The following is an 18,189-nucleotide window of genomic DNA, read 5'->3' on the forward strand; positions in this document are numbered from 1 at the left end:
TCGTGTGTCAGGCATGTCCGGTCGGGTGCTCGTTGTCGATGACAACCGGGTGATCCGGCAGTTGATCAGGGTCAATCTCGAGCTTGAGGGCTTCGAGGTCGTGACCGCGGCCGATGGTGCCGAGTGTCTGGATGTCGTGCATCAGGTGCAGCCTGATGTCGTCACCCTCGACGTCGTCATGCCCCGGTTGGACGGGTTGCGCACCGCCGAGAGACTGCGGTCCGATCCGCGTACCAGTCATCTGCCGGTCGCCATCGTCAGCGCCTGCACCCAGTACGAGATGGACAGCGGTGTCGCCGTCGGCGTCGACGCCTTCCTCGCCAAGCCCTTCGAACCCGCCGAGCTCGTACGCGTCGTACGCAAGCTCATGCACCGCGACGGGCGGGAGCCCGGACAGCGGCGTGGCGGACAGGAGGGGCCGTCGGGGGTCGAGGGAAGACACGGCGAGGGCAGACCGGGAGAGGGAAGACCGGTCGAGGGCAGGCACGGGGAAGGCAGACCGGGCGAGGGTAGACCGGGCGACGGTCGACACGTCGACGGGAGACTCGGCGACGGTCGGCACGGCGACGCCCGGCTCAGCGGCGGCCTGCACGGTGACAGCAGGTGCGGCGACGGAAGACCCCCCGGCGACGCCCATGACGACGATCGTCGTGACAACCGTCCCGACCACCACCCCGACGGTGGCCGTCATGGCGTCGGGCGGGCCGGTAGTAGCTGTCCCTAGTGGGGCGGTGTGCGTCGCCTGTAGTCGGCCGGTCGCAGCGCTCCCCGGCGGTGCCGGTGACCGCATCGCGAAACCGGTTCGCGTTCCGACCCCCCTTCTCCCATACGCTTGTCCCGTGACCCCCGCGGACCTCTCCCTCACCGTGCTGCACGCCGTGCGCCGTGCGGTCGACGACGGTGTGCTCCACGTGGAGGTCCCCCAGCGCGTCACCGTCGAGCGGCCCCGGCCCGGGGGGCGTGGCGACTACGCCAGCAACGTCGCGCTCACCCTCGCCCGCGCCGCCCAGCGCCCGCCCCTCGATGTCGCCGCGATCCTCCGCGACCGGCTCCACCGGAGCCCCGGCATCGCCGCCGTCGAGATCACCGGGCCCGGCTTCCTCAACTTCAGCCTCGACGCCAACGCCCAGCAGGACCTTGTACGGGAGATCCTCAGTCGCCGTTCCCGGTACGGGCACCTCGCGCCCAGCGGGCAGGTCGCACAGCCCGTCCACCGTGCCGACGTCCGGGCCGCCGTCACCGCCGACGCCGTACGGCGGATCCTCCTCTCCCAGGGGTACCTCGTCCGTATCGCCTGCGAGGACGACGTCGATCCCGACTGGGCCCTCCTCGGGGTAGCGCCTGAAGCCCAAGGAGCCCGGGGGCATCTGCCCACCGACATCGCTCCCCTTCCCGTGCACCGACGAAGCCCCCGCGAGCTCGTCCACACCCTCGGTGTCGACGCCGCCCGGTGGGGGCTTCTTTCCGTCGCCGCGCATGACCACGCCCGGGTCGGTCACGAGCTGCTCCGGCAGCACGAGGACAACCCCCTCTTCCGCGTCCAGTACGCCCACTCCCGTGCCCGCGCCCTGACCAGGAACGCCGAGCAGCTCGGGTTTCACAGTGAGGCCGGGCACAGCAGCATCGACGGCAGCCTCCCCCGCGTTCTCGGCGACCACCCCGCCGTTCTCGCGGCCGCTGCCCGCCATCGCGCCCCCGATCGGGTCGCCCGGCATCTCGAAGTCGTCGCCGACGCGCTGCTCGACTTCCAGCACACCGTCCTGCCCCTCGGCGACGAGAAACCCTCGGCCGCCCACCGCTCCCGGCTCGCGCTCGCCGAAGCCGCCGGGGTGGTGCTCGCCGGTGGCCTCTCCCTGCTCGGCATCAGCGCACCCGACCAGATTTGAAAGATGCAGACATGAGCCGTTCCGCCCACCCCGCCGGGCCCCGCCACGCCGACGTCCTCCCCGAAGGGCACTACAGCGCCCCGGCAGCCGACCTCAACGTCCTCGACCCCAAGGTGTGGGCGCGGACCGTCAGTCGTGACGAGCGAGGGCAGGTCACCGTGGCCGGGCTCTCCGTCACCGAACTCGCCGAGGAGTTCGGGACGCCCGCCTACTTCCTCGACGAGGCCGACTTCCGCGCCCGCTGCCGCGCCTGGGCCGACGCCTTCGGGCCCGACGCCGACGTCTTCTACGCCGGCAAGGCCTTCCTCTCCCGTGCCGTCGTCCGGTGGCTCACCGAGGAGGGGCTCAACCTTGATGTGTGCTCCGGTGGTGAGCTGTCCACCGCCCTCTCCGCCGGTATGCCCGCCGAGCGCATCGCCTTCCACGGCAACAACAAGAGCGAAGAAGAGATCGAGCGTGCCGTCTCCGTCGGTGTCGGGCGGATCGTGCTCGACTCCTTCCAGGAGATCGTGCGCGTCGCCCACATCGCCCAGGCCCTCGGCAAGCGGCAGCGCGTCCAGATCCGGGTGACCGTCGGCGTCGAGGCGCACACCCACGAGTTCATCGCCACCGCCCACGAGGACCAGAAGTTCGGCATCGCCCTCGCCGGGGGACAGGCCGCCGAAGCCGTCCGGCGTGCGCTCTCCCTCGACGGGCTCGAGCTCATCGGGATCCACTCCCACATCGGGTCCCAGATCTTCGACATGGCCGGCTTCGAGGTCTCCGCCCGCCGCGTCGTCCAGCTCCTCGCCGCGGTACGCGACGAGCACGGCGTCGAACTCCCCGAGATCGACCTCGGCGGCGGCCTCGGCATCGCCTACACCTCCGACGACGACCCCCGCGAGCCGCACGACATCGCCAAGGCCCTCAAGGAGATCGTCACGAGGGAGTGCGAGGCCGCCAGGCTCGCCACGCCCCGCATCTCCGTCGAGCCCGGGCGCGCCATCGTCGGGCCCACCGCCTTCACGCTGTACGAGGTCGGGACCGTCAAGCCGCTCGAGGGGCTGCGGACGTATGTGAGCGTCGACGGCGGGATGTCGGACAATATCCGTACCGCGCTGTACGACGCCGAATACAGCGTCGCCCTCGTCTCGCGGACGAGTGACGCCGAGCCCATGCTCGTCCGTGTCGTCGGCAAGCACTGCGAGAGCGGCGACATCCTCGTACGGGACGCCTTCCTGCCCGCCGACGTCGCGCCCGGCGATCTCCTCGCCGTGCCGGCCACCGGCGCCTACTGCCGGTCCATGGCCAGCAACTACAACCACGCACTCCGCCCGCCCGTCGTCGCCGTCCGCGACGGCGAGGCGCGCGTGATCGTTCGGCGTGAGACGGAGGAAGATCTCCTGCGCCTCGACGTCGGATGATGAAATAACTGTCTCAGGATCCGGACGAGGGGCAGAAACCCTCGTCCGGTGAGTGAGACTGGTCCAACCGTAGAGATACGAAGTAGTACGAAGGAAACGAGGTCGGATGATGCGTACGCGTCCGCTGAAGGTGGCGCTGCTGGGCTGTGGAGTGGTCGGCTCAGAGGTGGCGCGCATCATGACGACGCACGCCGACGACCTCGCCGCGCGCATCGGCGCCCCGGTCGAGCTCGCCGGCGTCGCGGTCCGCCGCCCCGACAAGGTCCGGGCCGGCATCCCCGCCGAGCTGATCACCACCGACGCCACCGCCCTGGTCAAACGGGGCGACATCGACGTCGTCGTCGAGGTCATCGGCGGTGTCGAGCCCGCCCGCACGCTGATCACCACCGCCTTCGAGCACGGCGCCTCCGTCGTCTCGGCCAACAAGGCGCTCCTCGCCCAGGACGGCGCGAGCCTGTACGCCTCCGCCGAGGAGCACGGCGAGGACCTGTACTACGAGGCCGCCGTCGCCGGCGCCATCCCGCTGATCCGGCCGCTGCGAGAGTCCCTCGCCGGCGACAAGATCAACCGCGTCATGGGCATCGTCAACGGCACGACCAACTTCATCCTCGACAAGATGGACACGTCGGGGGCCGGCTACAGCGAGGCGCTCGACGAGGCCACCGCCCTCGGGTACGCCGAGGCCGACCCCACCGCCGACGTCGAGGGCTTCGACGCCGCCGCCAAGGCCGCCATCCTCGCCGGAATCGCCTTCCACACGCGCGTGCGGCTCGACGACGTCTACCGCGAGGGCATGACCGAGGTCACCGCCGCCGACTTCGCCTCCGCCAAGCAGATGGGCTGCACCATCAAGCTGCTCGCGATCTGCGAGCGGGCCGCCGACGGCGAGTCCGTCACCGCGCGCGTGCACCCGGCGATGATCCCGCTGAGCCACCCGCTCGCCTCGGTCCGCGAGGCCTACAACGCGGTCTTCGTCGAGGCCGAGGCCGCCGGGCGGCTCATGTTCTACGGCCCCGGCGCCGGCGGCGCTCCGACCGCCTCGGCCGTCCTCGGCGACCTGGTCGCCGTGTGCCGCAACAAGCTCGACGGGGCCACCGGCCCCGGGGAGTCCGCGTACACCCAGCTGCCCGTGAGCCCCATGGGCGACGTGGTGACGCGGTACCACATCAGCCTCGACGTGGCCGACAAGCCGGGTGTCCTCGCCCAGGTCGCGACGGTCTTCGCCGAGCACGGCGTGTCCATCGACACCGTCCGTCAGCAGGGCAAGGACGGCGAGGCCTCCCTCGTCGTCGTCACCCATCGCGCCGCCGACGCCGCCCTCTCGGGGACGGTCGAGGCGCTGCGCAAGCTCGACACCGTGCGCGGTGTCGCCAGCATCATGCGTGTTGAAGGGGAGTAAGGACCCATGACCAGCAAGGGCACCCACCAGTGGCGCGGCATCATCGAGGAGTACCGGGACCGTCTTCCGGTCACGGACACGACGCCGGTCGTCACGCTCCGTGAGGGCGGTACGCCGCTCGTTCCCGCTCAGGTCCTCTCCGAGCGCACGGGCTGCGAGGTGCACCTCAAGGTCGAGGGCGCCAACCCCACCGGTTCCTTCAAGGACCGCGGCATGACCATGGCCATCTCGAAGGCCAAGGAGGAGGGCGCGCAGGCCGTCATCTGCGCCTCCACCGGCAACACCTCGGCGTCCGCGGCGGCTTACGCGGTACGCGCCGGCATGGTGTCCGCCGTCCTCGTGCCGCAGGGCAAGATCGCGCTCGGCAAGATGGGCCAGGCCCTCGTGCACGGCGCGAAGATCCTCCAGGTCGACGGCAACTTCGACGACTGCCTCGACCTGGCCCGCGCGCTGTCGGACAACTACCCGGTCGCGCTGGTCAATTCCGTCAACCCGGTCCGTATCGAGGGGCAGAAGACCGCCGCCTTCGAGATCGTGGACATGCTGGGCGACGCCCCCGACATCCACGTCCTGCCCGTGGGCAACGCCGGCAACATCACGGCGTACTGGAAGGGGTACCGCGAGTACGCCACCGACGGCCTCGCCACCCACCGCCCGCGCATGTGGGGCTTCCAGGCCTCCGGCTCCGCGCCGCTCGTGCGCGGTGAGGTCGTCAAGGACCCGTCGACGATCGCCACCGCGATCCGGATCGGCAACCCCGCCTCGTGGGAGTACGCGATCGCCGCGCGCGACGAGTCCGGCGGCTTCATCGACGAGGTGACGGACCGTGAGATCCTGCGCGCCTACCGGCTGTTGGCCTCGCAGGAGGGCGTCTTCGTCGAGCCCGCCTCCGCCGCGTCCGTCGCCGGTCTGCTGAAGGCCGCCGAGCAGGGCAAGGTCGACCCGGGCCAGCGGATCGTCTGCACCGTGACCGGCAACGGCCTGAAGGACCCCGACTGGGCCGTCGCCGGCGCGCCCCAGCCGGTCACCGTCCCGGTCGACGCCGCCGCGGCAGCCGAGCGCCTCGGCCTCGCGTAACCCTGCGCGCACCGCGCGCGGGCCTCGCGTAAGAACGCTGTAAGTCCCTGAAGTCTGGCGGGAAACGCCTCTCCGGGAGTCCCGGAGAGGCAAACCCGATCAGGAACGTACATAGGCGCACAGGAAGGCTTGCGACACGCATCGTGCGCCTCCTGTGCGCCCTATGTCGCCACAGAACCTTCCTTCGATAGGCTGTACCGAACCCGCCCCGTTGCATATGCGCGGTGTCGTTGCCGTTGTCGCCCCCCGAGGCAGAAGCGGCCCCCGGGTTTCCGTGTACTTCTCTTGAAAACCCGTTGTCGCAAGTCAAGGAGAGTCATCGAGCGATGGCCGGTCCCGCCTTCCGCGCCGCCGCCGTACGGGTGCGCGTTCCCGCCACCAGCGCCAACCTCGGCCCCGGCTTCGACGCCTTCGGCCTGTCGCTGGGTCTCTACGACGACGTCGTCGTCCGGGTCGCCGACTCCGGGCTGCACATCGACATCGCCGGCGAAGGCGCCGACACGCTCCCGCGCGACGAGAGCCACCTGCTCGTACGCTCCCTGCGTACCGCCTTCGACCTGCTCGGCGGACAGCCGCGCGGCCTCGAGGTCGTCTGTGCCAACCGCATCCCGCACGGCCGCGGCCTCGGCTCCTCCTCCGCCGCCATCTGCGCCGGCATCGTCGCCGCCCGCGCCGTGACCATAGGCGGCGACAGCCGCCTCGACGAGGCGGCCCTCCTCGAACTCGCCACCGAGATCGAGGGACACCCCGACAACGTCGCCGCCTGTCTGCTCGGCGGCTTCACGCTCGCCTGGACCGAGTCCGGTGCCGCGCGGGCGATCAGGATGGATCCCTCGGATTCCATCGTTCCGGTGGTTTTCGTCCCCGGAAAGCCCGTACTGACCGAGACCGCGCGTGGCCTGCTGCCGCGCACCGTCCCGCACGTCGACGCCGCGGCCAACGCCGGCCGCGCCGCGCTCCTCGTCGAGGCGCTCACCCGCCGCCCCGAGCTGCTGCTCTCGGCCACCGAGGACCGGCTGCACCAGGAGTACCGGGCCCCCGCGATGCCGGAGAGCATCGCCCTTGTGAACCGGCTGCGGGCGGACGGAGTCCCCGCGGTCATCTCCGGCGCGGGCCCCACGGTGCTCGCGCTGGCCGAACACGGGTCGGCCGACAAGGTCGCCCGGCTGGCGGGCGAGGGATGGGCCGCGAACCGGCTCGACCTCGATGTGTCCGGAGCGAGTGTCCTGCCGCTCGCTCCCTAGGGACACGTGGTTGCCGGTGATGGAGAGGGGGAATGTTTGTTGGAGCCGGTAGTGTTAACCTCAAGTCAGCACCCGGCGCCTTTGTGGCGCGGTGCTGAGTGTCCCTGTCAGGGACCACCGATTCTTCCGGGAGCCTCCCCAACTGCCTGAGCAGCCCGCCTGAGCAGTTTCGAGCACGCTCCGGAACCGGCACGACACCCCTCGCTCAACCTGTGTGAGGGCCGAGCTAGGGGACCTCGGGCCGGACCCAGCACGTTTTTTCTCTTCCGCCGTACCCGGCGGGACCACCGCCCCGACACGGTCCACAAGCCAGGACCGTTGTCGGACAGCACAACCGGTCGCCGAGCCAGATGGCCGACGTCCGCTCCAGGGAAGGACCCTTCGTGAGCGACACCACCGATCTGATGGGCGTGACTGCCGACAACACGGTCGACAATTCCGCGCCCGCCGCAGGTGCTGCCACTGGCACCACCGCACGGCGCCGCCGCTCCGGCACCGGCCTTGAGGGCATGGTCCTGGCCGAGCTGCAGCAGGTCGCGTCCGGCCTCGGCATCAGGGGCACCGCGCGGATGCGCAAGAGCCAGCTGATCGAGGTCATCAAGGAGGCGCAGGCCGGTGGCGGTTCTTCCGCCCCCGCCAAGGCCGCCGCCGACACGGCTGAGACCAAGCCGAAGCGCCGCGCCACCTCCAAGGCCCGTACGGCCGAGAGCGCCGACGAGACCGCTGCCCCCAAGGCGGAGAAGGCCGAGAAGGCCGTCGCCCAGCAGCAGATCGACATCCCGGGCCAGCCTGCCTCCGAGGACCAGCCGGCCGGCGAGCGCCGCCGTCGTCGGGCCACCGCGCCCGCCGGCAGCCCCGAGGGCGAGGCCAGGGCCGAGTCCGCGCAGGCCGTCAAGACCGAGACCAAGGTCGACACCCGGACGGACTCCCGAACCGAGTCCCGTACGGACGCGTCCGCCGAGGCCAAGGCCGAGACCGCCGCCGACACCGCCGAGGGCCGCGGCCGCCGCGACCGCGGCGAGCGTGGCGAGCGCCGTGACCGTGGCGAGCGCGGCGACCGCCAGCGCGACCGCCGTGACCGCGGGGGCAAGGCCGACGAGCAGCAGGGCGGTGGCCAGGGCGGCCAGCGCCAGCAGCGTCAGGGCGGCCAGCAGGGTCAGCAGAGCGGCCCGCAGGACGACTTCGACGACGAGGGCGGCCGTCGTGGCCGTCGCGGCCGCTACCGCGACCGTCGTGGCCGTCGTGGCCGTGACGAGTTCCAGACCGGCGAGCCGCAGGTCTCCGACGACGACGTCCTGATCCCCGTCGCGGGCATCCTGGACATCCTCGACAACTACGCGTTCATCCGGACCTCCGGCTACCTGCCCGGCCCGAACGACGTGTACGTCTCCCTCGCCCAGGTCCGCAAGAACGGCCTGCGCAAGGGTGACCACGTCACCGGCGCCGTGCGTCAGCCGAAGGAGGGCGAGCGCCGCGAGAAGTTCAACGCGCTGGTGCGCCTGGACTCCTCGAACGGCATGGCCGCCGACTCCGGCCGGGGCCGCCCCGAGTTCAACAAGCTGACCCCGCTCTACCCGCAGGACCGGCTCCGTCTGGAGACCGACCCGGGCGTGCTGACCACGCGGATCATCGACCTCGTGTCGCCGATCGGCAAGGGCCAGCGAGGCCTGATCGTGGCCCCGCCGAAGACCGGCAAGACCATGATCATGCAGGCGATCGCCAACGCGATCACCCACAACAACCCCGAGTGCCACCTGATGGTCGTCCTGGTCGACGAGCGTCCGGAAGAGGTCACCGACATGCAGCGGTCGGTCAAGGGCGAGGTCATCTCCTCGACCTTCGACCGCCCGGCCGAGGACCACACCACGGTCGCCGAGCTGGCCATCGAGCGCGCCAAGCGCCTCGTGGAGCTGGGTCACGACGTGGTCGTCCTGCTCGACTCGATCACCCGTCTGGGACGTGCGTACAACCTCGCCGCCCCGGCCTCCGGCCGCATCCTGTCCGGTGGTGTCGACTCGACCGCGCTCTACCCGCCGAAGCGCTTCTTCGGTGCCGCGCGCAACATCGAGGACGGCGGCTCGCTGACCATCCTGGCCACCGCGCTGGTCGACACCGGCTCGCGCATGGACGAGGTGATCTTCGAGGAGTTCAAGGGCACCGGCAACATGGAGCTCAAGCTCGACCGGAAGCTCGCCGACAAGCGCATCTTCCCGGCCGTCGACGTCGACGCCTCGGGTACGCGTAAGGAAGAGATCCTGCTCGGCAGCGACGAGCTGGCCGTCACCTGGAAGCTGCGTCGCGTGCTGCACGCGCTCGACCAGCAGCAGGCGATCGAGCTGCTGCTCGACAAGCTCAAGCAGACGAAGTCGAACGGCGAGTTCCTGCTCCAGATCCAGAAGACGACGCCTGGCGGGAACAACGACTGAGGCATGACCTCCGTCACACGACGGGGGACCGGCCCGAGGGCCGTAACCCCGCCGTGACCTGGATCGACGACCGCGCCCACCGTGCCCCGCACGGTGGGCGCGGTGCGTTGCGGGCCGTCGCTCTGCGAAACCTCACAGGTTCCCGTGCGACCCTTCCGGGCGCATGTCCGTCACAGAAGGTGAAACTAGGACCTGAGGTAGGAAATGACCGAGCAGAGCAAGAGCGGACGAATACGGCCCAACGGCCGGCGTCGCAAGCAGCCCGCCAAGGGCCGCCGCGCGCTGACCGTCGCCGCCTGGAGCGCCGCCGCGATCGTCGTGGTCGGCGGCTCCGGACTCGGTTACGTGTACTTCAAGCTCGACGGCAACCTCCAGGGCGTCGACATCAACGCCAAGCTCGGCACCGACCGCCCCAAGAACGTCGACAACGGCTCCATGGACATCCTGGTCCTCGGCTCCGACTCCCGCTCCGGCGACAACGGCGCGTACGGCAAGGACGAGGGCGGCGCCCGCTCCGACACGGCGATGGTCGTGCACGTCTACGAGGGCCACAAGAAGGCCAGCGTCGTCTCCATCCCCCGCGACACCCTGATCGACCGCCCCGCGTGCGTCGACGAGCGGGGCACCCGCGTCGCCGGCTCCAAGCGGGCCATGTTCAACACCGCGTACGAGGTCGGCGGGCCGGCCTGCGCCGTGAAGACCGTCGAGTCGATGTCCGGCATCCGCATGGACCACTACATCGAGGTCGACTTCACCGGCTTCAAGAAGCTGGTCGACAAGCTCGGCGGCGTCGAGATCACCACCACCGAGGCCATCAAGGACTCCAAGAGCCATCTGAACCTCGCCCCGGGCACGCACACCCTGAACGGCGAGCAGTCCCTCGGCCTGGTCCGTACCCGCAAGAGCGTCGGCGACGGCAGCGACCTCGGCCGCATCCAGCTCCAGCAGGCCTTCATGAAGGCCTTCATCGACCAGGTCAAGGACGTCGGTGTCTTCTCGAACCCGAAGAAGCTCCTCGACATCGCCGACACCGCCACCAAGGCCATCACCCCCGACTCCGAGCTCGACTCGGTCAACGAGCTGATGGGCTTCGCCCAGGGGCTCGCCGGGCTCGGCGCCGACGACGTCCACATGGTCACCATGCCGGTCGAGTACGACCCCGCCGACCTGAACCGGGTCATCCCCCTGGAAGCCCAGTCCCGGCAGGTCTGGCAGGCGCTCAAGGCCGACAAGCCCATCCCCGCGTCGGCGACGAAGGACACCGCCACGGGCAAGGCCGACGGCCTGGTGAAACAGCCCGGAACAGTTCCGGAATAGTTTCACCAAGGACCCGGTTTTGGGAGATACGGCCGGTCCTGGCAGACTGGTACGTCGGCCCCGGTTCACGCAGGTGCATCCCGCACAGCGACCCGGGCGCCCTCCCGAAACTAGGAGACACCTTGAAGCGCGAGATCCACCCCGAGTACGTCGAGACCCAGGTCAGCTGCACCTGTGGCGCGTCGTTCACCACCCGTAGCACCCTGACCGAGGGCACCATCCGTGCCGAGGTCTGCTCCGAGTGCCACCCGTTCTACACGGGCAAGCAGAAGATCCTCGACACCGGCGGCCGCGTCGCCCGCTTCGAGGCCCGCTTCGGCAAGGCTGCGGCCAAGAAGTAGCACGTCACTGCGCCGGTCCTTGGTCGCTCCCGCCGGGAGCACCGGACCGGCGCTTTGCCGTCCCCGCAGTCCTTTCGTACGAAAACCAGGAGCCATCGATGTTCGAGGCGGTCGAGGAACTGATCGGCGAGCACGCCGATCTCGAGAAGAAGCTCGCTGACCCTTCGGTCCACTCGGACCAGGCCAACGCGCGCAAGCTGAACAAGCGTTACGCCGAGCTGACCCCGATCGTCGCCGTCTACCGTTCGTGGAAGCAGAACGGTGACGACATCGAGACCGCCCGCGAGCTGATGCACGACGACCCCGACTTCGCGGCCGAGGTCAAGGAGCTGGAGAAGCAGCGCGAGGAGCTGACCGACAAGCTGCGGCTGCTGCTCGTCCCGCGCGACCCCAGCGACGACAAGGACGTCATCCTGGAGATCAAGGCCGGCGCGGGCGGCGACGAGTCCGCCCTGTTCGCCGGCGACCTGCTCCGGATGTACCTGCGCTACGCCGAGCGGGTCGGCTGGAAGACCGAGATCATCGACTCCACCGAGTCCGAGCTCGGCGGCTACAAGGACGTCCAGGTCGCCGTGAAGACCAAGGGCGGCAACGGCGCGACCGAGCCCGGTCAGGGCGTCTGGGCGCGGCTGAAGTACGAGGGCGGGGTGCACCGCGTGCAGCGCGTGCCCGCCACCGAGTCGGCCGGCCGGATCCACACCTCCGCCGCCGGTGTCCTCGTGACGCCCGAGGCCGAGGAGATCGACGTCGAGATCCACGCCAACGACCTCCGTATCGACGTGTACCGGTCCTCGGGCCCCGGCGGCCAGTCCGTCAACACGACCGACTCCGCGGTCCGCATCACGCACCTGCCGACCGGCATCGTCGCCTCCTGCCAGAACGAGAAGAGCCAGCTCCAGAACAAGGAGCAGGCGATGCGTATCCTGCGGTCCAGGCTGCTCGCCGCCGCGCAGGAGGAGGCCGAGTCCAAGGCCGCCGACGCCCGTCGCAGCCAGGTCCGTACCGTCGACCGGTCCGAGAAGATCCGGACGTACAACTTCCCGGAAAACCGGATCTCGGACCACCGCGTCGGATTCAAGGCGTACAACTTGGACCAGGTGCTCGACGGCGACCTGGACGCGATGATCCAGGCCTGTGTCGACGCCGACTCGGCGGCCAAGCTCGCCGCGGCGTAAGTTCCCCGTAGCCCCACCCCGTACCACGGAGGACCAGCGTGAACCTGCTGCTTGCCGAGGTGGCCCAGGCCACCCAGCGGCTGGCCGACGCCGGCGTTCCCTCGCCGCGTTTCGACGCGGAGGAGCTCGCCGCGTTCGTGCACGGCGTCAAGCGGGGGGAGCTGCACAACGTCAAGGACGCGGACTTCGACGCCCGCTACTGGGAGGCGGTGGCCCGCCGCGAGGCCCGCGAGCCGCTCCAGCACATCACCGGGCGGGCGTTCTTCCGCTACCTGGAGCTCCAGGTCGGTCCGGGCGTCTTCGTGCCCCGGCCCGAGACGGAGTCCGTGGTCGGCTGGGCCATAGACGCCGTACGGGCCATGGACGTCGTCGAGCCGCTGATCGTCGACCTGTGCACCGGCTCGGGCGCGATCGCGCTCGCCATGGCGCAGGAGGTGCCGCGCTCGCGCGTGCACGCGGTCGAGCTCTCCGACGACGCGCTGGTGTGGACCCGCAAGAACGCGGAGGGCTCGCGGGTCACCGTCCACCAGGGCGACGCGCTGAGCGCGCTCCCGGAGCTCGACGGCCAGGTCGACCTGGTCATCTCCAACCCGCCGTACATCCCGCTCACCGAGTGGGAGTACGTCGCGCCCGAGGCACGCGACCACGACCCGGAGATGGCGCTCTTCTCCGGCGAGGACGGCCTCGACACCATCCGTGGCATCGAGCGCACCGCGCACCGCCTCCTGCGCCCGGGCGGCCTCGTCGTGATCGAGCACGCGGACACCCAGGGCGGTCAGGTGCCGTGGATCTTCAACGAGGAGGCCGGCTGGTCGGACGCCGCCGACCACCCGGACCTGAACAAACGACCGCGCTTCGCGACCGCCCGCAAGGCGATGCCGTGATCCGCGCCGCTGCCCTGACCAACCCTGTGTACGAGGAGGCCCGCTGATGGCTCGGCGATACGACTGCAACGAGGCGACCGACCGTGTGACCGGTCTGCGCGAGGCCGCGTCCGCCGTGCGCCGCGGCGAGCTGGTCGTGCTGCCCACCGACACCGTCTACGGGATCGGTGCGGACGCCTTCAGCGCGGAGGCGGTCGCGGACCTGCTCGACGCCAAGGGCCGGGGCCGCAACATGCCCACGCCCGTCCTCATCGGCTCCCCGAACACGCTGCACGGGCTCGTCACGGACTTCTCCGAGCAGGCCTGGGAGCTCGTCGACGCGTTCTGGCCGGGCGCGCTCACGCTGGTCGCCAAGCACCAGCCCTCGCTCCAGTGGGACCTCGGCGACACCCGGGGCACGGTGGCGATCCGGATGCCGCTGCACCCGGTCGCGATCGAGCTGCTGACCGAGGTCGGCCCGATGGCGGTCTCCTCCGCCAACCTGACCGGTCACCCGTCGCCGGAGGACTGCGACGCGGCCCAGGGCATGCTCGGCGACTCCGTCTCCGTGTACCTCGACGGCGGCCCGACGCCCGGCATCGTGCCGTCCTCGATCGTGGACGTCACCGGCAAGGTGCCGGTCCTGCTGCGTGAGGGCGCGCTCTCCCCGGAGGAGCTCCGGAAGGTCGTACCCGACCTCGAGGTGGCCAATTGACCGCCCCTGAGGGGCGTGGCATAGCGGGGCACGAGAGCAGTTCCTTCCGCATCCTCCACGTCAGCACCGGCAACGTCTGCCGCTCGCCGATCACCGAGCGGCTGACTCGCCATGCCCTGAGCGACCGCCTGGGCGACCCCCGGGGCGGCGGCCTGATCGTGGAGAGCGCGGGCACCTGGGGGCACGAGGGCGCCCCGATGGAGGCCAACGCGGAGCTGGTCCTCGCCGACTTCGGCGCGGACTACAGCGGCTTCGTCGGCCGCGAGCTCCTCGACGAGCACGTCATCCGCGCGGACCTGGTCCTGACGGCGACCCGCGACCACCGGGCGCAGGTCATCTCGATGGGCCACTCGGCGGGCCTGCGCACCTTCACCCTGAAGGAGTTCACCCGGCTCGTGCGGGCCATAGACCCCGCGACGCTTCCGGACCCGCTGGGCGAGGGCATGGTGGAACGCGCGCGTGCGCTGGTCCGCGCCGCGGCGGCTCTACGCGGGTGGCTCCTGGCCCCCAACGCGGAGGCCGACGAGGTCAACGACCCGTACGGCGCCCCCATCACGTTCTTCCGCTCGATCGGCGAGGAGATCAACACCGCCCTCGACCCCGTCGTGACGGCCCTGACGGGAGTCCCCGCGCGCCGTTGAGGGCGGAGCGCCCTACGGCCAGACGGCTCAGGGCGCGGATGAACATCAGGCAAACCGCTTCCCGCGCGCCTACATTGGAGCTGAAGGCCCGCCCCTCGCGCCGGGAGCCACAGATGCCGGTCACCGCTCCACCCGAATCGGAACTCGACGTCCTGCGCCGGCAGGACCCGGAGATCGCCGACGTGCTGCTCGGCGAGGCGCGCCGGCAGAGCGACAGCCTGCAGCTGATCGCCGCCGAGAACTTCACCTCGTCCGCCGTCCTGGCCGCGCTCGGCTCCCCGCTCGCCAACAAGTACGCCGAGGGCTATCCCGGCGCCCGCCACCACGGCGGCTGCGAGTTCGCCGACGCCGCCGAGCGGATCGCCGTGGAGCGGGCCACCGCGCTCTTCGGAGCCGAGCACGCGAACGTGCAGGCCCATTCCGGTTCCTCGGCCGTCCTGGCCGCGTACGCGGCGCTCCTGCGGCCCGGGGACACCGTCCTGGCCATGGGCCTCGCCCACGGCGGCCACCTCACGCACGGCTCGCCCGCCAACTTCTCCGGCCGCTGGTTCGACTTCGTGCCGTACGGCGTCGACGCCGAGACCGGACTCGTCGACTACGAGCAGGTCGCCGCCCTCGCCCGGCACCACCGCCCGAAGGCGATCGTGTGCGGCTCGATCTCCTACCCCCGCCACCTCGACTACGCGGTCTTCCGCGAGATCGCCGACGAGGTGGGCGCCTATCTGATCGCCGACGCCGCGCACCCCATCGGCCTCGTCGCCGGGGGAGCGGCCCCGAACCCCGTCCCGTACGCCGATGTGGTCTGCGCCACCACGCACAAGGTGCTGCGCGGACCGCGCGGCGGGATGATCCTCTGCGGCGCGGACCTCGCGGGCCGCGTCGACCGGGCGGTCTTCCCGTTCACCCAGGGCGGCGCCCAGATGCACACCATCGCCGCCAAGGCCGTCGCGTTCGGCGAGGCGGCGACGCCGGCCTTCAGCACGTACGCCCATCGGGTGGTCGCGCACGCCCGCGTCCTCGCCGACGCGCTCGCCGCCGAGGGCTTCGCGGTCACCACGGGCGGCACCGACACCCACCTGATCACCGCCGATCCGGCTCCTCTCGGCATCGACGGCCGCACCGCGCGGACCCGGCTCGCGGCCGCCGGGATGGTCCTGGACACCTGCGCCCTGCCGTACGGGGACGGGCGCGGCATCCGGCTCGGCACCGCCGCCGTGACCACCCAGGGAATGGGTCCCGCGCAGATGGCGCGGATCGCCGCGCTCTTCACGATCGCGCTACGGGATGACGTCGAGGAGACGGCCCGGGTACGCGCGGAAGTACGTGATCTTGCCGGGCGATTTCCCCCGTACGGCCGCTGAAGAAGCCGGACCGCAACCATCCGGGCGGCCCGTATGTCCTCAAGCACATGGACAGCACGGCTAGGGTGTGGGGCTGAGATGGCCAGCGATTCCTGTGGGGCAGCCCGTGCGTGATTACCTGCTGACGCTCTGTGTCACGGCCGCGGTGACCTATCTGCTGACCGGTCCGGTGCGGAAGTTCGCCATCGCGACCGGGGCGATGCCGGAGATCCGTGCCCGCGACGTACACCGAGAACCGACTCCGCGGCTCGGTGGCATCGCCATGTTCTTCGGCCTGTGCACGGGCCTCCTGGTCGCGGACCATCTGCAGAACCTCAACAGCGTCTTCGAGCTCTCCAACGAGCCCCGCGCGCTGCTCTCGGGCGCCGCGCTGATCTGGCTGATCGGTGTCCTGGACGACAAGTTCGAGCTGGACGCGCTGATCAAGCTGGGCGCGCAGATGATCTCGGCCGGTGTGATGGTGATCCAGGGTCTGACGATCCTGTGGCTGCCGATCCCCGGTGTCGGCGTGGTCGCGCTCACCAAGGGCCAGGGCACGCTGCTGACCGTGGCGCTCGTGGTCCTCACCATCAACGCGGTCAACTTCGTCGACGGCCTGGACGGCCTCGCCGCCGGCATGGTCTGCATCGCGGCCGCCGCGTTCTTCCTGTACGCGTACCGGCTCTGGTACGGCTACGGCATCGAGGCCGCTTCCCCCGCGACGCTGTTCGCCGCCATCCTCATGGGCATGTGCCTGGGGTTCCTGCCGCACAACATGCATCCGGCGAGAATCTTCATGGGCGACTCCGGCTCGATGCTGATCGGTCTGATCCTGGCCGCCTCGGCCATCTCGATCACCGGCCAGGTCGACGCGGACGTGCTGAAGATCTTCGAGGGCTCGGGGCGTGAGGCCACCCACGCCGCGCTGCCGGTCTTCATCCCGCTGCTGCTGCCGCTGACGATCATCGCGATCCCGATGGCGGACCTGGTCCTGGCGATCCTGCGCCGCACCTGGAACGGCCAGTCGCCGTTCGCGGCGGACCGCGGGCACCTGCACCACCGGCTCCTGGAGATCGGGCACTCGCACAGCCGGGCCGTCCTGATCATGTACTTCTGGTCGGCGCTGATCGCGTTCGGGACGCTGGCGTACTCGGTGCACTCGACGTCGATGTGGATCGTGCTCGTCGTGGTCTTCCTCAGCGCGATCGGTCTGGTGCTGCTCCTGCTGCCGCGCTTCACGCCGCGAGCGCCCCGCTGGGCGGAGTCCTTCGTCCCGCCGCGCTACCGCCGCCGGAAGACCCTCCTGCCGGGGACCTCCGCCTCTGCCGCCACCTCGGTGGACGGACCCTCCGATCCCGCCGAGCCGGTCGAGGAGCGCGTCCCCGTGCCGGCGGGGGTCAACGGAGCCACCGCCATCGGCCACCGTTCGCGCTTCACCGACCGGCGGAAGGCCGGAACGCCGAGTTGACGAAAGCCGCATCGGCTCGCAATACCAGACAAGACCACCTCGTGTCCTGCACACACGCGCGCAGTAACTCTCATGTGTGACAGTCAGCACACCTTGAGGGTAAAGACCTATTCAAATAGTTTGTGATACGGTTCACGAGACCCGGCGACAGCGCCGAAAGACCGTAGTGCGACGGTCCGTTGGCCCCGAGACACACCTCGGACCGGGCTTACGCTCGTCCCTGACGACACCATCGCCCCCACCAGTAACAGCGGAGACACCGCCATGCCGTCCAGCGACGCACGCATCCTTCTGTCAGCTGCCATTCCCGCTGCAGCCACCGGCGTTATCGCCGCGGTCATCAGCGGCGTGGTCGCCGGCGGAAAGGGCGCGATCGGCGCCGTGATCGGCTGCGCGGTCGTGATCGCCTTCATGGGGATCGGTCTCGTCGTGCTCCAGCGGACGGCCAAGTCGTACCCGCACCTGTTCCAGGCGATGGGTCTCCTGCTCTACACGACCCAGCTGCTGCTGCTCTTCGTGCTGATGCTGATGCTCAAGAACACGACGTTCTTCGACTTCAAGGCCTTCGCCTTCACGCTGCTCGCGTCGACCCTCGTCTGGATCGCCGCGCAGGCACGTGCGTACATGAAGGCCAAGATCATGTACATCGACGACCCCAAGAAGCAGGGGTCGTCGCAGTGAGGGGTAGGGCCGGGATAAAGGCGCGTTCGGCTTCCTGCTATCGTCCGGTGCCAACTGCGGCACTGCGGGCGCGGGCATCCGAGCTGACGCCTGTCCCAGCGCGAGGCTCGACGCCGAACCGCCGCCCCCTTATCCGTAAGACCAGTCCAGTGCCGACCCGCGGCTGCGTGCCGCGCCGACACAACGAGGTTGCCGTACCTATGCGCCACGCTG

The 18,189-nt window shown here is 70.3% G+C and carries 15 protein-coding genes and 1 pseudogene; all 16 read left to right on the forward strand.

Features of this window, described 5'->3' with window-relative positions; all coding sequences use genetic code 11:
- Positions 1-13 precede the first annotated feature (13 nt).
- A pseudogene (locus ACWCO8_RS33995) lies at positions 14-469 on the forward strand (response regulator); the annotation flags it as partial.
- Between the two features lie 370 nt (positions 470-839).
- A complete protein-coding gene (gene nrtL / locus ACWCO8_RS34000) occupies positions 840-1,886 on the forward strand; it encodes an ArgS-related anticodon-binding protein NrtL (RefSeq protein ID WP_451035450.1) in 1,047 nt (348 codons plus the stop codon).
- Between the two features lie 11 nt (positions 1,887-1,897).
- On the forward strand, positions 1,898-3,289 hold the full coding sequence (lysA, locus tag ACWCO8_RS34005; protein ID WP_451035451.1) for a diaminopimelate decarboxylase: 1,392 nt from the start codon (positions 1,898-1,900) through the stop codon (positions 3,287-3,289).
- Positions 3,290-3,395: 106 nt separating this feature from the next.
- Positions 3,396-4,688 carry a homoserine dehydrogenase gene (locus ACWCO8_RS34010; RefSeq protein ID WP_362419388.1) on the forward strand — a complete coding sequence of 431 codons (1,293 nt, stop codon included), beginning with the start codon at positions 3,396-3,398 and terminating at the stop codon, positions 4,686-4,688.
- Positions 4,689-4,694: 6 nt separating this feature from the next.
- Positions 4,695-5,765 (forward strand): threonine synthase, encoded by a 1,071-nt coding sequence (gene thrC, locus ACWCO8_RS34015; protein WP_362003831.1) that lies wholly within the window; start codon positions 4,695-4,697, stop codon positions 5,763-5,765.
- 326 nt (positions 5,766-6,091) lie between these two features.
- Positions 6,092-7,009, forward strand: coding sequence for a homoserine kinase (thrB, locus tag ACWCO8_RS34020; protein ID WP_362003829.1), 918 nt, complete (start codon positions 6,092-6,094; stop codon positions 7,007-7,009).
- 383 nt (positions 7,010-7,392) lie between these two features.
- The gene (rho, locus tag ACWCO8_RS34025; RefSeq protein WP_451035452.1) at positions 7,393-9,435 is read left to right on the forward strand and encodes a transcription termination factor Rho; all 2,043 of its coding nucleotides are present in this window, start codon (positions 7,393-7,395) and stop codon (positions 9,433-9,435) included.
- 204 nt (positions 9,436-9,639) lie between these two features.
- Complete coding sequence (locus tag ACWCO8_RS34030) at positions 9,640-10,752, forward strand: LCP family protein (RefSeq protein WP_451035453.1); 1,113 nt, start codon at positions 9,640-9,642, stop codon at positions 10,750-10,752.
- A gap of 122 nt (positions 10,753-10,874) precedes the next feature.
- Positions 10,875-11,093: a 50S ribosomal protein L31 gene (rpmE, locus tag ACWCO8_RS34035; protein WP_046909139.1), complete on the forward strand. Its 219-nt coding sequence runs from the start codon at positions 10,875-10,877 to the stop codon at positions 11,091-11,093.
- A 98-nt stretch (positions 11,094-11,191) separates the two neighbouring features.
- Positions 11,192-12,268 (forward strand): peptide chain release factor 1, encoded by a 1,077-nt coding sequence (gene prfA / locus ACWCO8_RS34040; RefSeq protein ID WP_362003823.1) that lies wholly within the window; start codon positions 11,192-11,194, stop codon positions 12,266-12,268.
- Between the two features lie 38 nt (positions 12,269-12,306).
- On the forward strand, positions 12,307-13,152 hold the full coding sequence (gene prmC, locus ACWCO8_RS34045; RefSeq protein ID WP_451035454.1) for a peptide chain release factor N(5)-glutamine methyltransferase: 846 nt from the start codon (positions 12,307-12,309) through the stop codon (positions 13,150-13,152).
- Positions 13,153-13,198: 46 nt separating this feature from the next.
- On the forward strand, positions 13,199-13,846 hold the full coding sequence (locus ACWCO8_RS34050) for an L-threonylcarbamoyladenylate synthase (RefSeq protein WP_362003819.1): 648 nt from the start codon (positions 13,199-13,201) through the stop codon (positions 13,844-13,846).
- Positions 13,843-14,487 (forward strand): arsenate reductase/protein-tyrosine-phosphatase family protein, encoded by a 645-nt coding sequence (locus ACWCO8_RS34055; protein ID WP_362003817.1) that lies wholly within the window; start codon positions 13,843-13,845, stop codon positions 14,485-14,487. The genes ACWCO8_RS34050 and ACWCO8_RS34055 overlap by 4 nt, the downstream gene beginning before the upstream one ends.
- Before the next feature lie 113 nt (positions 14,488-14,600).
- Positions 14,601-15,848: a serine hydroxymethyltransferase gene (locus ACWCO8_RS34060; protein WP_451035455.1), complete on the forward strand. Its 1,248-nt coding sequence runs from the start codon at positions 14,601-14,603 to the stop codon at positions 15,846-15,848.
- A 106-nt stretch (positions 15,849-15,954) separates the two neighbouring features.
- Positions 15,955-17,295: an MraY family glycosyltransferase gene (locus ACWCO8_RS34065; RefSeq protein WP_451035456.1), complete on the forward strand. Its 1,341-nt coding sequence runs from the start codon at positions 15,955-15,957 to the stop codon at positions 17,293-17,295.
- Between the two features lie 264 nt (positions 17,296-17,559).
- Positions 17,560-17,976, forward strand: coding sequence for a hypothetical protein (locus ACWCO8_RS34070; protein ID WP_451035457.1), 417 nt, complete (start codon positions 17,560-17,562; stop codon positions 17,974-17,976).
- The last annotated feature ends 213 nt before the right edge of the window (positions 17,977-18,189 follow it).

It is taken from the genome of Streptomyces sp. NPDC001927 (assembly GCF_053594455.1).